Here is a 19479-nt window from a genome sequence, read left to right as displayed (position 1 = left end):
GAAACTTTGCGTTCCTCTGCGTTAAAAAAATTAAGATTTTTAAACGCAAAGGGGCGCAGAGGTTTGCCAAGTTTTATTCGCTACGAAAATATTTGGAGGTGAGATTCATGCAGCACTTGCGTCAATTATTAGAGATAGAAAACTCGGAGTTAGCCCAATTACTGCGGTTTAGTTTGTATGGATTAGAGGCTAGTTTAAATCAGGCTCGCGCCGAATTTCCACTAGATCCAGGATCTAAAATATGTGATGAGGTGCTGCAAGAACTTCATAGTCTGTTACAACCTGCACCGCCACAGCAAAATACTGGTTGGGAAGATGCGCCAGATGAGTTAAAACTAAGTCATCTTCGAGAAGCTTTCGATTCCGACTCAGAACTCAGTTATTATCTGGGTAATTCCCAACTGCAAAGCCAAACAGACTCTGATTTGTGGAATGAGATTCAACGCAAACTGCTGCGAGTCCCAGAGGATTTGGCTGTAACTTGGCGATCGCGCACCTTAGATTTAGCCCAAGAAGTTGGTGCGATCGCAGATAATTCTAATCTCTTTCAGCTTCCCTTTATCCGCGATGAAATTATCTACCCCGGTCTTAGTGGTACTGTTCAAACTCAGGGATTGACCTTGTATCAACAGGCACTCTCAACTTCTAAAATTCCCCAAGGTAATGCATCTGATTTACCAGCAGCATTCCTATTTTTATATATGAATTTTATCGAAATAGACCCAGATTTACATCATGCTTTAAAGAGCGTTTTTAGCTTCGATGTCGTTTCCTTACACTCTAAACCAGAACAGCGCGATCAATATATTGATGCTTTAAGCGATCGCTTCCAACGCACCCAAAAAGCAGAGAAAAACACCGATCCCCTGTCAATTCTTCGTGCTTGGATTGACATGGATGAAGCAATACATTCCCTAGTATTTGTACCACCGGCTGAACGCTATTCTTGGTGGGGAAAGCTACAACATGAATCACGGCGCATTTTGAAGAAAGTCGTTGATGAAGCAAATAATGCAGGTAATGAAGTGCGAATTCGCCAATTATCGGGACTTTATGCAGATATCTGTGCTTCATCCAAGGATGACTTACAACTAGACTGTGGTGGTATTCCTGGCGAAGTCTTAACTTGCCTTCGAGTATATGCGCGAATCAATCAAGAAGAATCTCCAGGTCGTGTAATATTTCGCTCATCACGCTAGTTGCTGGCGAGTTTTCTAATTCTTGAGATTATGAGGCAAGACAGATAATTTTACTAATCCCCGCCTTGCCTCATAATCTAATGAAGGTAAAAACGTTTAAATCTATAAAATGCCCCAGAAGTGTAAAATCCCTTGACCAGAAAACACTTCAAGCGCAACGGCAGATAAAAAACCGATCATTGCAAAACGACCATTCCAATTTTCGCTTTGAGGAGTGAAGCCCCAGCGTAAAGCATTAGGATCTTCTGGAACCGAAGCCGTAGTCTTCTTAACGTCTGCCATAAATAATACTCCGAGCTTTTATGTTGTAACAGTTATTACTGCCTGTAAAGTAATGTAACAGGTTTTTACGAAATTGCAATATAAACTCTAGATAAAATTCAGTTTCAGTAAGAGATATTAAGGATACGTAGTTTCATGATGGCAGGTTTGCGATCACTCCATTTAGCAGGTTGGTACGGAAATTTTTAGAGACTTGTTGCAATTTTTACCAGCTTTGCCTATATTTGCTAACCTAGTGCAAAGTCATCAGATATTTTGTTACTTCATAAGGTTCAGCAATGTCAGTAAAACAATTATCTCTATTTGATCAGCAACCAGAAGATTCAAATAAATTTTTTGCTCGTAAAAGACCTTGGTCAGCAGCAAAACATAGGATAATGCTGAAATATATACAGGCTCATTGCTATAATTTGGGCGGTAGCAAACCCTATCAATCTATGTATATTAACTATGTTGATGGTTTTGCAGGAGCAGGCAAATATGATGAAGGTATTGGTATTGAAAACTTTGTAGATGAATCGAAGTTTTGGCAGAGATATAACACTGAACTTTTGGATACTGACGGTTCGCCTTTGATAGCTCTTAAATGTGCTAAAGTATTCGGTCTTGAAGAACGTGTTACTTTAAGATGTTTTTTTACTGAGGAAGATAAAGACCTTAACCAAGAACTTAAGAGTAATTGTAATTTAATAGGTGAAGGATTGTCCTATAAAGTTTATGACCCTCAAAGATTTGACAAAGCGTTGACTCAAATAATGAATGAATTGGACGAATACCCAACGTTATTTTTTCTAGATGCCTTTGGAGTTAAGGGAGTAACTTTTGAGCAAATATGTTCTATTGCCGATTACGTCAGTAAATATAAAGGAGAATTATTTTTACTGTTTCATAACCGCGCAGTAGCCCGTCATGCAGGTTTATATAAAAAAAGCTATAAAAATTCCAAAGATCAGAAAACTGCCGAAACATATACACAAAATTTAACTAACTTATTAGGCCATAATTCTGATTTAGAGTGGAAACGCAAGTGGCTAGAATGCCAAGATCAAGAGCAAAAACAAAAATTTGAAAGGTGGGCGCTTGATTACTTTAAGTCTAGACTTCAAAAAGAAAGTAGTTTTAAAGGAGTGGCTAGTTTTGAAATAAAGGAGACATACAATGATCCTAGACCGCAGTACAATATTGTAGTTGGTAGCAACCATCCAAGGAAGGCTTTTGGTGAATTTTTAAACGAATTTTTTTGTGAAGAAAATAGGTTGCTTTTCTTTGAAGATGACAAAAGTGGAAAAAATCATAAATTTTTGACTCAATCATGGGAACGCGAAAATGATGAGAGAGTTGAAATAATTAAACCTGAAATTATTGAAATTTTACGAAGAAATAATCAAGATTGGATAGCTTTGAAAGACGTAATAAGTCTTGTTATTCTTGAAATTGGCAAACTAGGCTATTTAAGTAGACCTAAGTATAGAGAAATCTTATTGGATTTTCATAAAAAAAATATTATAGAAGCTAAAGAATTGGGCGCAAGAGGTAATTTAACTTTGAATAATTACATCAGAGCAGTACAATAATACTAATATAGTAAAGCTAGTTTAATTGGGAAGTAAAATTCTATGTCAGTATCTTCAACAATAGAATGGACAGAAGCTACATGGAATCCTACCACTGGCTGTCATAAAATTAGTCCTGGTTGTCAAAATTGTTATGCAGAACGTTTTGCAGAACGGTGGCGAGGTGTTGCTGGTCATCCCTACGAACAAGGTTTTGATGTAAAAACTTGGAATGAAAGACTAAGAATGCCTCTTTCATGGAAAAAACCTCGCCTAATTTTTGTTAATTCCATGAGTGATTTATTCCTTGATGATATTTCAGAAGAGTTTATCAAAGATGTCTTTCATGTCATGAAAGAAGCTAGTTGGCATCAGTTTCAGGTATTGACTAAACGTCCGCAAAGGATGCTTAAAATAGCTAATTGCATAAAGGAGTGGCCTCCTAATGTTTGGGCTGGAGTAAGTATTGAATCTCAAGCTTGGGTATGGAGAAGTGAAATTTTAAAAGAGATTCCTGCGAAAACTAGGTTTTTATCTTGTGAGCCTCTTTTAGGTTCTTTAACGCTTTGTTTAGATGAGCTACATTGGATTATTGTTGGTGGAGAATCTGGTGTAGGCGCTCGTCCTATGAACATTGAATGGGTAAGAGATATTAGAGAGCAATGTATCCAAGCTGATGTGCCATTTTTCTTTAAACAATGGGGAGGGGTTCAAAAGAAAAAATATGGCAGAGAACTTGATGGAAGAACTTGGGATAGTTTTCCAGAAATTGTAGCTGATACAAGCACTAAACAAGTATCAGTTTTAAAATGAAGATGTCCGTAAATGATTATCAAAAGTCCTCTCCGATATCCTGGTGGTAAGTCAAAAGCAATAAATCAAATAGTTAAATACTTGCCAGATAGCTTTTCTGAATTCCGAGAACCTTTTGTGGGTGGTGGTTCTGTCTTTATTTATTTAAGACAAAAGTTTCCTCATATCAAGATTTGGATTAACGATTTAAACCGCGAACTCTTCTTGTTCTGGAAATTTGCCCAGTCTGATATAACTCAATTAGTTAAAGAAATTCGACATATTAAAGTCAAATATACAGATGGAAAATTACTCTTTACAGAATTAGCTAGGGTAGATATAAATAATTTATCTGATTTAGAAAGAGCAGTTCGCTTTTTTGTACTCAATAGAATTACTTTTTCAGGAACTGTAGAATCAGGAGGTTTTTCTGAACAAGCTTTTTATAAAAGATTTACTGATTCTTCAATAGAACGGCTAGAAAAATTAGAAAATATTCTATCAGAAAATATCCAAATTACTAATTTGGATTACAGCCACCTATTAAAATCAAAAGGGGAAGATGTATTTTTATTTTTAGATCCACCATATTTTAGTGCTACAAAATCAAAACTATACGGGAAAGATGGTGACTTGCACACTTGTTTTGAACATCAGAGATTTGCTAACCTTTTGCAACAATGTCATTATCGCTGGCTAATTACCTACGATGACTCATTGCACATTCGAGAAAATTTTCAATGGGCTAATATTTCAGAGTGGGAATTACAGTATGGGATGAATAACTATAAGCAGAGTGGTGCGGCTAAAGGAAAAGAGTTATTCATTACTAATTACGAAGTTAAACTTGATTTGGAGAAAAAATCACAAGTTCAGGATCTTGCTAATCCAGCTTTGCAATTAAGCCTTGAGATTTAAACCTAACTTTGATAGCTTCCAGTTTTCCGGTAGGATAACCCCATAGCTCTCAATATAGTTACAACATACAAATCTTAGCTATGGTAACTTCCTCAATCCCTGCTCAAGAAGCCTCTGCTAGCTGGTATGTCCTGCTGCAACAATTAATAGATGGCCAATCCTTGTCCCGTACTCAATCTGCTGAATTGATGCAAGGTTGGCTCAGTGAAGCCGTTCCTCCAGAGTTATCAGGGGCTATTTTAACAGCGCTGAACTTTAGAGGCATTTCTGCCGACGAGTTGACCGGCATGGCGGAGGTATTACAATCTCAATGTTCCCCACTCAGCACTCAGCACGGGCTAAACGCCCCGCTACCGCTAACACCACTCAGCACTGTAATAGATACCTGTGGCACTGGTGGAGATGGTTCATCAACCTTTAATATTTCTACAGCCGTTGCATTTGTCGCCGCAGCCTCTGGTATACCTGTCGCCAAACACGGCAATCGTTCAGCCTCAAGTCTCACGGGGAGTGCAGATGTATTGGAAGCCTTGGGTGTAAACTTGAGTGCCTCTAGTGAAAAAGTACAAGCCGCACTACAAGAAATCGGGATCACTTTCTTGTTTGCCCCTGGTTGGCATCCAGCACTCAAGGCGGTTGCTTCATTACGGCGGACTTTGAGGGTGCGAACAATTTTTAATTTGCTCGGGCCGTTAGTAAATCCCTTGCGTCCAACTGGGCAGGTGGTGGGCTTATTTACTCCCAAACTTTTGGCAACTGTTGCCGAAGCTTTACAGAATTTGGGCAAGGAAAAGGCGATTGTGCTGCACGGGCGAGAAAAACTTGATGAAGCTGGGTTAGGAGATGAAACTGACTTGGCGGTGTTATCAGATGGAGAAGTGCAGTTAACTACCATTAATCCCCTAGATTTGGATCTAACACCTGCTCCCATAGGTATGCTTCGGGGTGGCGATGTCCAAGAGAATGCGGAGATTCTCAAGGCTGTACTCCAAGGTAAGGGAACTCAGGCGCAACAGGACGCAGTTGCTTTAAATGCTTCGTTGGCACTGCAAGTAGCGGGTACGATCGCATTCCTCGATCACGCCGAGGGGATTAAAATCGCTAAGGATATCCTACAAAGTGGGGCTGCTTGGACGAAGTTGGAGCAGTTGGTTGAGTTTCTGGGGAATTGATTTGCGATCGCAATTGCGGACGAAACTCTACCACATTACGCTTAATGGTGACATCGTAGTTGCCAAAAAAGTCATGTCCTAAAAGTCCAGTATCTAGCTCCGCACCTGCGATCGCTACTGCTACTCTATTCACTACTACCCCGCCAAGGGCCATCGAATTAACATAGCCTACAGGAAATTCTACCGCTCTGGAACTTGCGGTATTTGCTTTAGCTTTTCCCACTGTGACGATTCCCAAAGCATTAGCCATCTCTTGGGTGATGACAGTGCCACTTGCTCCCGTATCCACAATCATCTCAAATTGTTGCTGACCATTAAAGGTAACTTCCACAATTGGCGTGCCACCAATTCGTCTTTTTATCGGCGCTGTAAATACTGCTTCATCGGGAATCACCACAGCTGATGACGGCAAAGCTGGCTCTGGTGATAACGGTTTTGTTTCTCGTGGAGGTAAAGTTAATTTTGGTGTGGTTTCTCTCTGAGGAACAACAACGACTATTTTCTGAGGTTCTCTAACTGCAACAGGGCGAGGATTAGCTTGCTGTTGGGCATATTGAACTTGGCGGCGATATTCCGTGATTTTGGTTTGAGCGATCGCAAATTCTGGGCTTTGTCGCCGCACTTTTCGCATCAGCGCGATCGCCTCCTGATACTGACTCGCCACCAATTTCCAATCATCTGGGGATTGAGCCGATTGGCTGATACTCCAAGCGCCAACAGCTTTGTCTCGTCCCATCTCAAAAAGACTTGGTTCACTTTCAAACGGATCTAGCGGCTGCGCTTCTGGGGTAGCTGCTGGTCTTACTGGTTTAACGGTAGGCTGGACTGGTGCTAGATCCCCAATTGGCGTAGGTTGCTCATCGCCACCAGTAGCGGTGTTCAGTTTGTCTTCACTACAGGCAACGCACAAAACCGCTAGAGTGCTTGATACAAAAATTAGGGTTGCACGGGATAAAAAAGACTGAAGCATAATTAATTTTAACTGCCCAAGCTTTGCCAAATCCACTCCCGCTACTTTAATTCTTTTTTAATTTTAATTAACTATCTTTAAAACTCCCAATTGCCCAACTCATGGGATAATTAACAATCGCAGTATTGGGGAATAAGGAATAGGGAATAAGAAAGAGTATGCCCAATGACGCCACTTGCTCCACTTGGGGAGACCCCAAGACCGCAGTGGCTCCCCAATGCCCACTGCCCAATGCCCACTGCCCAATCTACTATGCCCCTGACTGACTCAATACCAGCTTTACTTGTCCTTGCAGATGGAACCACTTATCGCGGTTGGTCTTTTGGTGCGACGGGAACCGCGATCGGAGAAGTGGTGTTCAACACTGGCATGACAGGCTATCAAGAAGTTCTGACTGACCCTAGTTACCGCGGTCAGATTGTGATTTTTACCTATCCTGAATTGGGGAATACTGGCGTCAATCTCGAAGATGAAGAATCAGATGGGCCCCAAGTGCGGGGTGCGATCGCCCGGAATATTTGTCATCATCCAAGTAACTGGCGATCGACACAAACTTTACCTGACTACCTCAAACAAAACCAAATACCAGGGATTTACGGCATCGATACCCGCGCCCTCACCCGCAAAATTCGGATGTTCGGAGCGATGAACGGTGGCATTTCTACAACCATTCTCGATGAAGCGGAATTGCTAGAGCAGGTACTAGCAGCCCCCAACATGGCAGGATTGAATCTGGTTCGTGAAGTCACCACCCCAACGGCTTATGAATGGTCTGATCCCACAATTCCAGCTTGGGAATTTAACTCGGAGGCTGGGGAAAATCTTGGGGAAGCCTTTACCGTTGTTGCCCTTGACTTTGGTGTAAAACGCAATATTTTACGTCGCTTAGTCAGTTATGGTTGCCGGGTAATTGTTGTACCCGCTGATACACCACCAGAAGAAATTCTCAAATACAATCCAGATGGTGTGTTTCTTTCTAATGGGCCTGGCGACCCTGCTGCCGTCACTGAAGGGATTGCAACTGCCAAAGCACTCCTGTTAAGTGAAAAACCCATCTTTGGTATTTGTATGGGACACCAAATTTTAGGTCATGCACTAGGGGCAGAAACCTATAAACTCAAATTTGGTCATCGTGGTTTGAATCAGCCTGCCGGTTTACAACAACGAGTAGAAATTACCAGCCAAAACCATAGTTTTGCAATTGACCCAGATTCTTTACCTACGACAGTTGTAGAAATTAGCCACCTAAACTTAAACGATCGCACCATTGCCGGAGTACGGCACAAATCTCTACCTGTATTCTCCGTACAGTATCACCCAGAAGCTAGTCCTGGCCCACACGATGCTGATTACTTGTTTGAGCAATTTATTCAAGCCATGCGAACAGCACGTCAACCCCTCCAGGGAATTCAAAATTAAAAATAAAAAATTCAAAATGAAAGAATTCTTTTTGAACTATGCATTTTTAATTTGGAATTAGAGCAAAAAGCAAGAGTCAAGTTGTCGCATCTAGGATTAAATAAAAATAGCAAAATGCAAATGGGGGATCGGGGACTAAGGACTGGGGAAAAGTTTTCCAATGCCCAATGCCCAATCCCCTATTTCAACAGATTGTAGACAACTTGCTCAAAAACCATCTATACTTGAGCGTTCACTTTAACTCATGAGGAGGGAATTATTGCTGAGCCACTGAATCTAACCGTTAGCCTGAGGGGCACTCGTGAAGTCCGGGATAACTGCCAGCTATTCCGCCTCACAGGTTTGTTAGATGCTTTTTCTGAGCCGACATTTCGCAAGACACTTGGCAGCAAGATAGACGAGGGCCCTAAGCACATTATTTTGGATCTCTCACAAATTGACTTTGTTGATAGCTCTGGCTTGGGTGCTCTCGTGCAGCTAGCCAAGCAAGCTCAAACTGCTGATGGCACTTTGCAAATTGTCACGAATGCCCGCGTAACTCAAACGGTCAAGCTTGTTCGCCTAGAGAAGTTTCTCTCCCTGCAAAAATCAGTTGAAGACGCTCTAGAAAACGTCAAGTAGTCTTGATTGCTCGATCTGAGAGGTAAATTTAGCTATCCAGATTCAATCTCAGATAGCTTAATTTTTAAAACTTCTGGCAGAAAACCTCTCTCCTTGTGGGAGAGGCATAAAGCCAGTTGAGCTATTATGTTTAAAGTTGAGTAAAAACTAAAGATATAGAGACCCAATTTATTGGGTGTGTATTGGGTATGTAATCGTTGGCTAGAATATTGGATAAATAATCAAGTCTGAGATATTTGTTGTAAGAAATACAAAGCCAGCAGATTTGTTTATAGATAGATTTGACTTGATGCTGTATAGTTAAAAGTTGTCGTTTACTCCGTAAGCATCACAATGCTACCAAGTAAAAGGGTGAATTTGATGTTAAAATTTTACCCTATCTTAGGCCCAGACCACAAGAAGTAGGCGAAATTTGGTTTATAGATGTTGACATCAGGGTGATTTTAAATGCCAACTCTCAATCAAAAAGATGAAATTAGGAAGTAATTTTGATAGTATTGATTATGCTAAGTATACTATCACGGCATACTTCAGAAAAATCAGTCTTTGCGAAGAATGCCTGCCAAATGTAGCCCGTCAAGGAATGATTTATTTGTGAAGTCACAGGAGGAAGAGCTATTAGATGGACAAGATGAAACTCCCAAACAGAGCTTGTCTTGGACTGAAGCACTCTTGGCAACCACAGGGCCATTCCAACAGATTTCCCTCTCGCAAGTGCAACAAATTTCTCCTAGTGCTTTAGCATATTTAGGGGATGCAATTTATGAGTTGTATGTTAGAATGTCCTATCTGCTGCCATTGCAGCGGTCAGAAATTTACCATCGTCTGGTAGTGGAGCAGGTAAGAGCAGAAACACAAGCGCTACATTTGCGATCGCTAATTCCTCATCTCAGGGATACCGAATTAGAAATTGTCCGACGGGGTAGAAACGCCGCAACAGGACGCCCTAAGCGACTTAATCCCGAAATTTATCAACAGGCAACTAGTCTAGAAACTTTAATAGGCTACTTATATATCACCGATTACCAACGTCTAACCGAGCTGTTGCAAATACTTCATCTAGAAAAAGAGTGAAAACTCAATTTCGCAGTAGCCACAACACTAGATTAGGTTCAAAAAATTGAGGTAATCGGAACGAGCAACCATACGCTATATTCATAACTCAAATGCAGGATAAACCCAAAAAAGTCAAGACTTCTAGCGAACCAAATCGGGGACAACCCGTAAAAATTAAAGGTAAACGTGTTATTACTAATCCGGCTCGCAATCCCAGGAAAATAGATAGCAACCCCATTTCTGTTGCGAATCCGACTCGCAATCCCAGAAAAGTAGATAGCAATCCCATATCTGGTGCGAATCCGACTCGTAATCCCAGGAAAGTAGATAGCAAACCCACATCTGGTGCGAATCCAACTCACAACCCCAGAAAAGTAGATGGCAACACCATCTCTGTTGTTAATCCGAATCGCAATTCCAGGAAAATAGATAGCAACCCCAATTATGGGAACTCGCGACAACAAAATAGCAACTTCTCCCAGCCGTCTGTATCTACACCGACAGAAGAAGATAACGATCTCATCTACGGTCGTCATCCAGTATTGAGTGCATTGCAAAATCAGCGCAATCTCAACCGTCTCTGGATTACTACCCGTCTGCGGTACGATCCCAGCTTTCACCATTTTCTCTTGCAAGCAAAGGAAAATGGCACAGTTATTGATGAGGTTGAACCCAAACGTTTAGACTATCTCACCAACGGCGCTAATCACCAAGGTGTGGCAGCACAAATTGCTCCCTACGCTTACATGGAATTGCCCGATCTAATTGAGCAATGCAAATCTGTAACTGATGCTGTAATTGTAGTAGCTGACGGAATTACCGATCCCCACAACTTGGGAGCAATAATTCGTACTGCCGAAGCAATAGGCGCTCAAGGATTGGTAATTCCCCAAAGAAGGGCATCTGGGATCACTTCCACTGTCATGAAAGTGGCAGCAGGCGCTTTAGAAAATTTTGCTGTAGCTAGAGTTGTCAACCTCAGCCGCTCCTTAGAAGAATTAAAAGAAGCTGGCTTTTGGATTTACGGTACTGCTGCAAGTGGCAGCGAACCTTTGCATACAGTCAATTTCACTGGCCCAATCGTTTTGGTAATCGGCTCAGAAGGTGAAGGTCTGAGTATGTTAACTCAACGCTCCTGCGATTTTTTAGTATCGATTCCTCTACAGGGTAAGACTCCCAGCCTGAATGCTTCTGTAGCAGCGGGTATGGCGCTTTATGAGATTTATCGCCAGCGATCGCTAAATACCCTGCACTTAGATAAATTACAAAAAATCTCTTTGAAAAAATAACGTAACAGAGTATAAAGAAATGTAAAAGATAATAAAGCAGCATATCGTTTAACACCCTGTAGACGTTTATAAATCGGCTAAAACCATGAAAACCATTTGGCATAACCTCAAGGAAGTGTTAATTAACACATTCGACTACATCGGCTTGGCTTGGTGGGTAGAGATTGTCACACAGAATCCCCGTTGCACGTATTACTTCGGGCCATTTCTAAGTTCTTCTGATGCAACATTAGCAAGCAAAGGATACATAGAAGATTTGGAGATCGAAGGAGCGCAGGGAATTGTTGTGAATGTCAAGCGCTGCAAACCTAGTAACTTAACAATTGCTGACGACTTGGGGGAAAGATTTGACCGCAAAGTACAGCCTGCCTTTGGCGGTCAAATTGTAAGTTAGGCCAGAGAATGAAAAGGATGTTCTGATGCGGGGACGCAAAGACATGGAGACACAGAAAATTCTTTTATCGGGGGTTATTGCGTCTTTTTCACTCATTGCGTCACCACATCTTCTCTCTCCATTTCTTCTTCGTTGTCAATAGTCAAAATTTTTTAAATATTTGGACTATTGACTCTCAACTACCTGCGGATGTTCTTTCAGCCAACGATCAATATCATTTAGCACCTGCTGGGGAACTTCCCACGGAAAAAGATGAGCGGTGTTGGGATAGCACTGCCACTGAGAATTGTTAAGGTGTTGAGCAGTTTGTAAGCTGGAATCAGATGTGATGTGGCGGTCTTTTTCACCAGCAAGTACTAAACTAGGACATTGTATTTGTTCTAAATCTACAAGCCGATTGTATCCTGATTGAATTGCACTATAGAGCGCACGAGTAGCAGCAGGGGAGGTTTGCAAATAAGCCGGTACTGCTTCCTTGGCGATGTAATTGTAACTGGTAGATGTATGTTGTTGGATTAGGTAGCGGAAAAGTGATCGCTTACCAAAAGTTTCAATATTCCATTGCCAACTCGGTTTTATATAGTTCAACAAGGCAGCAATGCCAGTATATAAATTATCTTGCCAAGTAATAGGAGGATGACTGCCACGGGGTTTTGCAGCTGTCGCCACTAAAATCAGCCCAGTAACGCGCTCTGGCAAACGTAATGCCATCTCCATTGCCAAAATGCCACCAAGTGACCATCCCAATACTAAGCACTTTTCAATGTGCAAGCGGTCTAGAAGCGCTTCTAAATCAGTCAAATGGTCATTCATGTCAAAATTGGCGTTGTAGCGGCTTTTGCCGTATCCGCGTAAATCAGGGGCAAAAGTTTTGTAGCGTTTTGATAAATGATTGGTAAAGACAGAAAGACTACGACCAGTACCAGGATGACCATGTAAGCCCAAAATTGGGAATCCTTGACCTTGGGTGTAGACATTTAGACGTGCAGTAGTTGTGGTGTAGCGATCGCTCATTACTCGCCCTTCTCCTGTCTACCGAACAAATGTTCTAAAATACGTTGACTTTCAGTTTTCAAGCCTTTAATCTTAGTCACAACTTATTTCCGTTCAAAATCGCTTCAAAGTTACGTACCTATTCAGTTTAGGTTGTGAACCTACAAGCTAGACACTGTTTTAGTCTTGTATTTGAAGGGTGGTTAGTCTTTCTCTTACAAGCCCTGTCTGTTCAGAGCAGGATTTGTGACAGTAGTTCCATCTTATTTTTCTAATTGTGTCATAGGCTTGAAATCCTTCTGCCCAGCAACTACCCAGAATGAAGAATTATGTTTACCTGTAGCGATCGCACAAGCTGAAGTTCTAATGGCTCAACGTTGAGATGGGTTGCAACCAGTGCAAAAAGTATTCCGAGATTCAGGGTTTGTAACCGCAAATCCATCTTCTGATTCATATCGTCTATCATCTCCTCATGCTAGGGTCGGACAAACAGGAGAGTGTAATGGCTGCGTTTCGACCTACGCGACGACACTTTATTCAAGTATTTGGCGGGACAAGTGTCCTAACTCTCTTTGGCTGCAATCGACGGGAGCAAGAAATGGTGACGCTATATACCTTTGGCGACTCAATTTTAGATTGCGGACGATATAACGAGTTTGGTGTTCATCCAGGGCAACTCCTCGTCCAGAATGATGATCGCCTGTTTCCCGAATTTAAAGGTCAGGATCTAACTTCACGTGGGTCTGCTCAACTGCAACATCGTGCGCGTGATGGTGCAACGGTTGATGGGTTGCCTTCTCAGGCTCACCAATTGCGGGTGGAAGGAAAGGCGATCGCACTAATCACTATCGGTGGTAACGATCTACTGCGGGGATTAATTCAAGATACTGGTGCAGGGATCGCAACTTTTGCCAATACTTTGGACACATTTGTACAGCAGTTGCCAATTCGCCCCGTTGTGCTTGGTAATGTGTACGATCCTACCTTTGGAGATGACAGGCGCAACTTTGTAGGGGTTGAGTCGGCGATCGCCCGCAAGAACCTCCAGCGTATGAACACTGCAATTCAAGAAATCGCTAATCGCTATGGGCAATTTGTCGATCTCCACGCCCATTTCCTAAAGGGCGATCCATCCTGGTTTACAGCGACGATCGAGCCAAGTCTGTTGGGTGCATCCGAAGTGAGACGGGCTTTTCTCCCCTATGTTGTCGGTAAATAAAGATTTTTTTCCTGTGTCGATATATAGTTGAGCGTTACCAACCCAATCCTTAATCACAAACCACTAGTGCCGATTGCATCGATCGCAGCTTCCAAGGCGATCGCCACATGAGTCCAGTGAGTCCCTCCTTGGCAATAAACTACATATGGCGAGCGCATTGGCCCATCTGCTGATAATTCCAAAGTACTCCCTTCAATAAATGTCCCCCCAGCCATGACCACCTGGCTCTCATAACCTGGCATATCATCTGGAATAGGATCTAAGTAGGAACCGATAGGAGAATGCTGTTGTATGGCTTTACAGAAAGCAATTAGCTTTTCGGCAGAACCGAGTTTAATTGCCTGAATTACATCTCCACGGGGAGCTAGGGGAGCAGGATTTACTGGATAACCGAGTTTATCAAATACATAACCAGTAAGATAAGTCCCTTTGATCGCCTCTCCTACCATCTGCGGCGCTAGAAATAAGCCTTGGAACAGCAGGCGATTTTGGTCAAAAGTAGCACCACCATAACTACCAATACCGGGAGCAGTGAGGCGACAAGCGGATGCTTCCACTAAGTCGGCGCGACCGGCTACATAACCGCCAGCACTGACAATGGTGCCACCAGGATTTTTAATCAATGATCCCGCCATTAAATCAGCACCTACGGCTGTAGGTTCCTTTGTTTCAATAAATTCGCCATAGCAATTATCTACAAAGCAAACGGTGTTCGGATTTTGCTGTTTGACTAAGTGAACGATTTTTTCAATATCGGCAATTGATAAACTAGGACGCCAAGAATAGCCACAAGAGCGCTGAATTAAGACTAAACGAGTGTTTTCAGCCACACTAGTTCTTATTGCTTGCCAATCTATAGTTCCTTCTGGGGATAGCTCCAATTGACGGTAATTTATGCCAAACTCGATAAGAGAGCCTTGACCTTGACCCCGTAAACCAATGACTTCTTCAAGCGTATCGTAGGGAGAACCGACCACTGCTAACATTTCATCTCCAGGACGGAGAACACCAAACAAAGCACAGGCGATCGCATGAGTTCCCGAAACAAACTGCACTCGCACAGCCGCAGCTTCAGCACCCATAACTTCGGCAAAAACTTTATCTAAAGTTTCTCGTCCTAAATCATCGTGACCATAACCACTTACACCAGCGAAGTGGTGTGTCCCTACACGGTGATTACGAAAAGCATCCAGCACTCGTTTTAGATTATGCTTGACCTGAGCGTCAATTCCAGAAAAAATCTCTAATAGTGCCTGTTCTGCTTGCCGCAGCTGTTCTAAGCTGTTCATCAGTTCCTCGTTCAAAAAAATTAAGATTATAGATATGCGGATTTTAAGATCGCGCAGACTAGGCTGGAAAATTCAAATTCAGGTTACTGCATGACAATTGCTACTTCAACCAAACCTCAAGTTAACTGGGTTAATACCCTATTTTTCATTGGACTGCACATCGGCGCTTTATTTGCCTTTGTTCCTGGTAACTTTAGCTGGACAGCAGTTGGTGTGGGTTTCCTGCTGTACTGGATAACAGGTGGTTTAGGAGTTACTCTCGGATTTCACCGCCTTGTTACTCATCGCAGTTTTCAAACTCCCAAGTGGCTAGAGTATCTCCTGGTTTTCTTTGGGACACTCTCGTGTCAAGGAGGCCCAATTGAGTGGGTCGGGACACATCGCATTCATCATTTAAACTCTGATACTGATGCCGATCCCCATGATTCTAATAAAGGCTTCTGGTGGAGCCACATGGATTGGCTGATTCACTACTGTCCCGCTCACGCTGATGTTCCTCGTTTCACCAAAGACATTGCCGAAGACCCAGTTTATCAGTTTTTAGAAAAATATTTCATTTTGATCCAGGTTGCTCTAGGTGTATTGCTTTTGCTTCTAGGTGGCTGGTCATTCGTTGTCTGGGGAATTTTTGTTCGCATTGTCTGGGTTTACCACTGCACTTGGTTGGTGAACAGCGCGACTCATAAATTTGGCTATCGGAGCTATGATTCTGGCGATAAATCGACTAATTGCTGGTGGGTAGCCGTACTAGTTTTCGGTGAAGGCTGGCATAATAACCATCATGCTTTTCAATACTCAGCTCGTCATGGGCTGGAATGGTGGGAAATCGATTTAACCTGGATGACAGTTCAATTGTTACAAGCAGTTGGTCTGGCTACTAATGTGAAGTTGGCCCCAACAAAAGTTAGTTAAGAGGTAGGAGTTAGGATGTGTAGCCTTTTTAACTCATAATTGATCACTTCTAACTCCTAACTTTTCAAAAAGCTATTTACTTACGGGTGCGCTTGTGTCGGTTAGGTTGCTATAATCCGAAGCGCTAATGTGAAGAATTTTTACGGCAAGTTACTTTTTGGTGACTTGGTGGAGGAGTTTATTGTTTTTTAGGTGTCCATGACTACATCAATAATTAATAGCCAGAAACTAAGTGATGAGCCTAGTAATTCCGACTTTCGGCTCAAAGATATTGTCAAAACCCTGCCACGCGAATGTTTTCAGCAGAACCGTCGCAAAGCTTGGACACAAGTCCTGCTGAGTGTCTTGGCAGTCGCCTTGGGCTATTACAGCCTGATTATCACTCCTTGGTTTCTTTTGCCCCTAGCTTGGATTTTTACGGGCACTGCTTTAACAGGTTTTTTTGTAATTGGCCATGATTGCGGTCATCGGTCTTTTGCCAAACGTCGTTGGGTAAATGATTTGGTAGGGCATTTTTTCATGATGCCGTTAATTTACCCCTTTCACAGTTGGCGGATTAAGCATAATTATCACCATACTCATACCAACAAGCTGGATGAAGACAATGCTTGGCATCCCATTAGACCAGAAGTGTTTGAAGATTGGGATAAAACCCGACAGTCTGCTTTTGAACTGTTCATGCGTAAACGGTTCTGGTGGGTAGGTTCCATTGGACATTGGGCTGTGGTGCATTTTGATTGGCGGAACTTCAAAACTAAAGACCAATCGAGTATCAAGCTTTCTGTGGCTGTAGTAGTTGTATTTGCTGCGATCGCTTTTCCGCTTCTGATCGCTACAACTGGTATCTGGGGCTTTGTCAAGTTTTGGCTAGTACCCTGGATGATTTACCATTTTTGGATGAGTACTTTTACTATTGTTCACCATACTGCCGCAGATGTTCCTTTTACGACAGCGAACAAGTGGAACGAAGCTCTAGCACAGCTAGCTGGCACTATTCATTGCGATTATCCGCGCTGGGTAGAAATACTGTGCCACGATATCAATGTTCATGTCCCTCATCATATTTCCACTGCGATTCCTTCTTATAATTTGCGGCTAGCTTACAGCAGCATCAAAGAAAATTGGGAGCCTTATCTACATGATGAGTGTCAGTTTTCTTGGCCTTTAATGAAACAGATTACAGACCAGTGTCAACTATACACAACTGACGTTGGCTATAAGACTTTCGACGAACATTATACACAGCGATAAATAGCACTGTGACTACACTCACGCTCTTAAATTTAACGAGAGCGTTTATAATGCTGTGTTTAAATAGAATTTGGCGACTTTTTACTAACTAAAAATTGTTAGGTAAATTGCCAAAGTTTCCCTTCTTTGGTGTTAGCGATCGCTAGCTTCGTGGGCATCCTAGAGGTGAGATTATCTTGTCTCAAATAAAGTTCCGATTTATATCCAACAAAAGAATCCAGTGCAATCAAATATCGTCACGTTCAATAATCCTGCTGGCTACGAAACGTCTGAGGATTCCACTAAATTACCTTTCACTCTTCAAGATTTAAAAGCTGCAATTCCTGCTGAATGCTTTCAGCCCAATGTAACAAAATCACTTTTTTACTTTTTTCGTGACATCCTGATTATCAGTCTGCTTTATGCAGTTGCTTCTTACCTGGATTCTTGGCTTTTCTTCCCGATTTTCTGGCTAATGCAAGGAACGATGTTTTGGGCTTTGTTTGTAGTCGGGCATGACTGCGGACACCAATCTTTTTCTAAGCATAAATGGCTGAATGATTTGATTGGACATCTTTCTCACACACCAATACTTGTTCCTTATCATGGTTGGCGAATCAGCCATAGAACCCATCACAAAAATACTGGCAATATCGATAACGATGAAAGCTGGTATCCTGTAAGCGAATCACAATACAAGGAGATGCCTTTAGCCCAAAAGATCGGCAGATATTATATTTTTCTCTTGGCTTATCCTGTGTATTTGTTTAAGCGTTCTCCTAATAAAGAAGGCTCACACTTTTTGCCCAGCAGTTCGCTTTTCAAACCATCGGAAAAATGGGATGTCCTCACTAGTACTGTACTTTTGATTGGTATGGTAGGTTTGCTTGGCTTCCTCACCTACCAATGGGGTTGGATGTGGTTGCTGAAATATTATGCTGTCCCCTACCTTGTATTTATAGTTTGGCTAGATTTGGTGACATTTTTACACCACACTGAGCCAGAGCTTCCCTGGTATCGTGGAGAAGATTGGACTTTCTTGAAAGGCGCAATTTCTAGTATTGACCGTGATTATGGTTTGGTTAATCATATCCATCACGATATTGGTACTCATGTTGCTCACCATATATTCCTTAACATCCCTCACTACAATTTGCTGAAGGCAACTGAGGCAATAAAACCAGTGATGGGTGAGTATTTCCACAAGTCGGAAGAACCTATTTGGAAGTCATTATGGCGTTCATGTGTCAGCTGCCATTTTGTACCTGATAGTGGTAGTAGGGTTTACTACACATCCAACAACAAGTTAGCTAAAGACTAGAGCCAATTTCAAAAGCCCTCTCCCAAGCTTGGGAGAGGGCTTTTGATTCATGGAAGAAGTCTAATAACTGAAGCTAGCTTGCTTTTGATGTTGTTCACCATGATGGTTACAGCCACCCTAATGATTATGGTGATGATGACCATGCCCGTGGGAGCAGTTTTGCAAATCTTGCTTCATCAGCTTGTCGCTGATTTCTTGCAATGATTCATCCACAGCTTGTAAGCCAATCCAAGTATCAATCTTTTGGACATCAAATCCTACCTCACGGCGATCATTTACTTCTAATAAAGGACGGCGAATTAACAGTGGCTCTTTCAGCATCAGCGCCAAAGCGGTTTGTTCATCCACTTTTTCAGGAACCACCTCACCAGATTTTACTTTGGGAGCGGAAGGATTAAACCATTCGGCTACGGGGCGATCGCCAAAAAATGAACGCAACCGCTCAACTGTCCAAGGTTCTGTTAGCAGATTGCATGGTATCACTTCATGACCGGCAGCTGTGAGCAAAACTTTTTGCTTAGTACCACCTTTACAGCCTGGTTTGCTATAGAAAATTACTCTTGCCATTTAACTACCTCTTAGTAGAATACGATTCGGTTGTAGGGATGCACGGCTGTGCATTGGCGTCAACTTAAGCTCAAACGCTTATTCCACAGGCGTTTTACCCCCCTTAGTCCCCCCTTGGAAAGCTACGGTGTACACACAAGTCTGAAATAGCTGATTAATCTGGGTTTTACCCCACCCTAACCCTCCCCTTGCAAAGGGGAGGGAACTAGATAGATTTTCTTGTTTCCCCCCTTGGCAAGGGGGGATTAAGGGGGGTATTTCGACTTCTGTGTACACGGTAGTC

The 19479-nt window shown here is 42.3% G+C and carries 20 protein-coding genes; 14 read left to right on the top strand and 6 right to left on the bottom strand.

Annotated elements, in window-relative coordinates; all coding sequences use genetic code 11:
• Positions 1-107 precede the first annotated feature (107 nt).
• A complete protein-coding gene (locus RMY16_RS15655; protein ID WP_322737169.1) occupies positions 108-1199 on the top strand; it encodes a hypothetical protein in 1092 nt (363 codons plus the stop codon).
• A gap of 102 nt (positions 1200-1301) precedes the next feature.
• Here the strand turns inward: RMY16_RS15655 and RMY16_RS15650 are convergent, their stop codons facing one another.
• A complete protein-coding gene (locus RMY16_RS15650) occupies positions 1302-1481 on the bottom strand; it encodes a high light inducible protein (RefSeq protein WP_109008463.1) in 180 nt (59 codons plus the stop codon).
• 278 nt (positions 1482-1759) lie between these two features.
• Here RMY16_RS15650 and tcmP point away from each other — a divergent pair, with 278 nt between their 5' ends.
• From tcmP to trpD, 4 genes are all read left to right on the top strand, one after another.
• Positions 1760-3055 carry a three-Cys-motif partner protein TcmP gene (gene tcmP / locus RMY16_RS15645; protein WP_322737168.1) on the top strand — a complete coding sequence of 432 codons (1296 nt, stop codon included), beginning with the start codon at positions 1760-1762 and terminating at the stop codon, positions 3053-3055.
• Positions 3056-3097: 42 nt separating this feature from the next.
• Positions 3098-3847: a phage Gp37/Gp68 family protein gene (locus tag RMY16_RS15640; RefSeq protein ID WP_322737167.1), complete on the top strand. Its 750-nt coding sequence runs from the start codon at positions 3098-3100 to the stop codon at positions 3845-3847.
• 15 nt (positions 3848-3862) lie between these two features.
• Complete coding sequence (locus RMY16_RS15635; RefSeq protein ID WP_322737184.1) at positions 3863-4744, top strand: DNA adenine methylase; 882 nt, start codon at positions 3863-3865, stop codon at positions 4742-4744.
• An 80-nt stretch (positions 4745-4824) separates the two neighbouring features.
• Positions 4825-5916, top strand: a complete 1092-nt coding sequence (gene trpD / locus RMY16_RS15630; protein WP_322737165.1) for an anthranilate phosphoribosyltransferase — start codon at positions 4825-4827, stop codon at positions 5914-5916.
• Here the strand turns inward: trpD and RMY16_RS15625 are convergent.
• Positions 5846-6886, bottom strand: coding sequence for a retropepsin-like aspartic protease family protein (locus tag RMY16_RS15625; RefSeq protein ID WP_322737164.1), 1041 nt, complete (start codon positions 6884-6886; stop codon positions 5846-5848). The two genes, trpD and RMY16_RS15625, sit on opposite strands and share 71 nt — an antisense overlap.
• 252 nt (positions 6887-7138) lie before the next feature.
• On the opposite strand from RMY16_RS15625, the gene carA reads away from it, so the two are divergent.
• From carA to RMY16_RS15600, 5 genes are all read left to right on the top strand, one after another.
• On the top strand, positions 7139-8305 hold the full coding sequence (gene carA / locus RMY16_RS15620) for a glutamine-hydrolyzing carbamoyl-phosphate synthase small subunit (protein WP_322737183.1): 1167 nt from the start codon (positions 7139-7141) through the stop codon (positions 8303-8305).
• A gap of 255 nt (positions 8306-8560) precedes the next feature.
• The gene (locus tag RMY16_RS15615) at positions 8561-8926 is read left to right on the top strand and encodes an STAS domain-containing protein (protein WP_084227153.1); all 366 of its coding nucleotides are present in this window, start codon (positions 8561-8563) and stop codon (positions 8924-8926) included.
• Between the two features lie 594 nt (positions 8927-9520).
• Positions 9521-10000 carry a Mini-ribonuclease 3 gene (locus tag RMY16_RS15610; protein WP_322737163.1) on the top strand — a complete coding sequence of 160 codons (480 nt, stop codon included), beginning with the start codon at positions 9521-9523 and terminating at the stop codon, positions 9998-10000.
• A 92-nt stretch (positions 10001-10092) separates the two neighbouring features.
• Positions 10093-11271 carry a 23S rRNA (guanosine(2251)-2'-O)-methyltransferase RlmB gene (gene rlmB, locus RMY16_RS15605; RefSeq protein WP_322737162.1) on the top strand — a complete coding sequence of 393 codons (1179 nt, stop codon included), beginning with the start codon at positions 10093-10095 and terminating at the stop codon, positions 11269-11271.
• Between the two features lie 85 nt (positions 11272-11356).
• Positions 11357-11665: a DUF1816 domain-containing protein gene (locus RMY16_RS15600; protein WP_322737161.1), complete on the top strand. Its 309-nt coding sequence runs from the start codon at positions 11357-11359 to the stop codon at positions 11663-11665.
• Between the two features lie 165 nt (positions 11666-11830).
• Here the strand turns inward: RMY16_RS15600 and RMY16_RS15595 are convergent, their stop codons facing one another.
• A complete protein-coding gene (locus RMY16_RS15595) occupies positions 11831-12679 on the bottom strand; it encodes an alpha/beta hydrolase (RefSeq protein WP_322737160.1) in 849 nt (282 codons plus the stop codon).
• A gap of 289 nt (positions 12680-12968) precedes the next feature.
• The gene (locus RMY16_RS15590) at positions 12969-13112 is read right to left on the bottom strand and encodes a hypothetical protein (protein ID WP_322737159.1); all 144 of its coding nucleotides are present in this window, start codon (positions 13110-13112) and stop codon (positions 12969-12971) included.
• Between the two features lie 48 nt (positions 13113-13160).
• On the opposite strand from RMY16_RS15590, the gene RMY16_RS15585 reads away from it, so the two are divergent.
• Entirely contained in the window at positions 13161-13877 is a 717-nt protein-coding gene (locus tag RMY16_RS15585; RefSeq protein WP_322737158.1) for an SGNH/GDSL hydrolase family protein, read from the top strand.
• A gap of 53 nt (positions 13878-13930) precedes the next feature.
• Here the strand turns inward: RMY16_RS15585 and RMY16_RS15580 are convergent, their stop codons facing one another.
• Positions 13931-15166, bottom strand: coding sequence for a methionine gamma-lyase family protein (locus RMY16_RS15580; RefSeq protein WP_322737157.1), 1236 nt, complete (start codon positions 15164-15166; stop codon positions 13931-13933).
• 90 nt (positions 15167-15256) lie between these two features.
• Here RMY16_RS15580 and RMY16_RS15575 point away from each other — a divergent pair, with 90 nt between their 5' ends.
• The 3 genes from RMY16_RS15575 (at position 15257) to RMY16_RS15565 (ending at position 18629) form a co-directional block, all read left to right on the top strand.
• Positions 15257-16078 carry an acyl-CoA desaturase gene (locus RMY16_RS15575; protein ID WP_322661850.1) on the top strand — a complete coding sequence of 274 codons (822 nt, stop codon included), beginning with the start codon at positions 15257-15259 and terminating at the stop codon, positions 16076-16078.
• A 198-nt stretch (positions 16079-16276) separates the two neighbouring features.
• The gene (locus RMY16_RS15570; RefSeq protein WP_322661848.1) at positions 16277-17329 is read left to right on the top strand and encodes a fatty acid desaturase; all 1053 of its coding nucleotides are present in this window, start codon (positions 16277-16279) and stop codon (positions 17327-17329) included.
• Between the two features lie 220 nt (positions 17330-17549).
• Entirely contained in the window at positions 17550-18629 is a 1080-nt protein-coding gene (locus RMY16_RS15565; RefSeq protein WP_322737156.1) for a fatty acid desaturase, read from the top strand.
• Between the two features lie 117 nt (positions 18630-18746).
• Here RMY16_RS15565 and RMY16_RS15560 read toward each other — a convergent pair whose 3' ends face one another.
• The gene (locus tag RMY16_RS15560; protein WP_322737155.1) at positions 18747-19196 is read right to left on the bottom strand and encodes an ArsC/Spx/MgsR family protein; all 450 of its coding nucleotides are present in this window, start codon (positions 19194-19196) and stop codon (positions 18747-18749) included.
• Positions 19197-19479: the final 283 nt, after the last annotated feature.

Origin of the sequence: Nostoc sp. DedQUE12b (genome assembly GCF_034530835.1) — a bacterium.
In the GTDB taxonomy this organism is placed as follows: domain Bacteria; phylum Cyanobacteriota; class Cyanobacteriia; order Cyanobacteriales; family Nostocaceae; genus Nostoc.
Note: the sequence above shows the minus strand (reverse complement) of the source record. Positions and strands in the feature narration are given on the sequence as shown.

Bases quoted from the DNA above. Each gene is read 5' to 3' on its own strand.
- RMY16_RS15655 (WP_322737169.1), top strand. From the start codon at position 108: ATGCAGCACTTGCGTCAATTATTAGAGATAGAAAACTCGGAGTTAGCC.
- RMY16_RS15650 (WP_109008463.1), bottom strand. From the start codon at position 1,481: ATGGCAGACGTTAAGAAGACTACGGCTTCGGTTCCAGAAGATCCTAAT.
- tcmP (WP_322737168.1), top strand. From the start codon at position 1,760: ATGTCAGTAAAACAATTATCTCTATTTGATCAGCAACCAGAAGATTCA.
- RMY16_RS15640 (WP_322737167.1), top strand. From the start codon at position 3,098: ATGTCAGTATCTTCAACAATAGAATGGACAGAAGCTACATGGAATCCT.
- trpD (WP_322737165.1), top strand. From the start codon at position 4,825: ATGGTAACTTCCTCAATCCCTGCTCAAGAAGCCTCTGCTAGCTGGTAT.
- RMY16_RS15625 (WP_322737164.1), bottom strand. From the start codon at position 6,886: ATGCTTCAGTCTTTTTTATCCCGTGCAACCCTAATTTTTGTATCAAGC.
- carA (WP_322737183.1), top strand. From the start codon at position 7,139: ATGCCCCTGACTGACTCAATACCAGCTTTACTTGTCCTTGCAGATGGA.
- rlmB (WP_322737162.1), top strand. From the start codon at position 10,093: ATGCAGGATAAACCCAAAAAAGTCAAGACTTCTAGCGAACCAAATCGG.
- RMY16_RS15600 (WP_322737161.1), top strand. From the start codon at position 11,357: ATGAAAACCATTTGGCATAACCTCAAGGAAGTGTTAATTAACACATTC.
- RMY16_RS15595 (WP_322737160.1), bottom strand. From the start codon at position 12,679: ATGAGCGATCGCTACACCACAACTACTGCACGTCTAAATGTCTACACC.
- RMY16_RS15590 (WP_322737159.1), bottom strand. From the start codon at position 13,112: ATGAATCAGAAGATGGATTTGCGGTTACAAACCCTGAATCTCGGAATA.
- RMY16_RS15585 (WP_322737158.1), top strand. From the start codon at position 13,161: ATGGCTGCGTTTCGACCTACGCGACGACACTTTATTCAAGTATTTGGC.
- RMY16_RS15580 (WP_322737157.1), bottom strand. From the start codon at position 15,166: ATGAACAGCTTAGAACAGCTGCGGCAAGCAGAACAGGCACTATTAGAG.
- RMY16_RS15575 (WP_322661850.1), top strand. From the start codon at position 15,257: ATGACAATTGCTACTTCAACCAAACCTCAAGTTAACTGGGTTAATACC.
- RMY16_RS15570 (WP_322661848.1), top strand. From the start codon at position 16,277: ATGACTACATCAATAATTAATAGCCAGAAACTAAGTGATGAGCCTAGT.
- RMY16_RS15560 (WP_322737155.1), bottom strand. From the start codon at position 19,196: ATGGCAAGAGTAATTTTCTATAGCAAACCAGGCTGTAAAGGTGGTACT.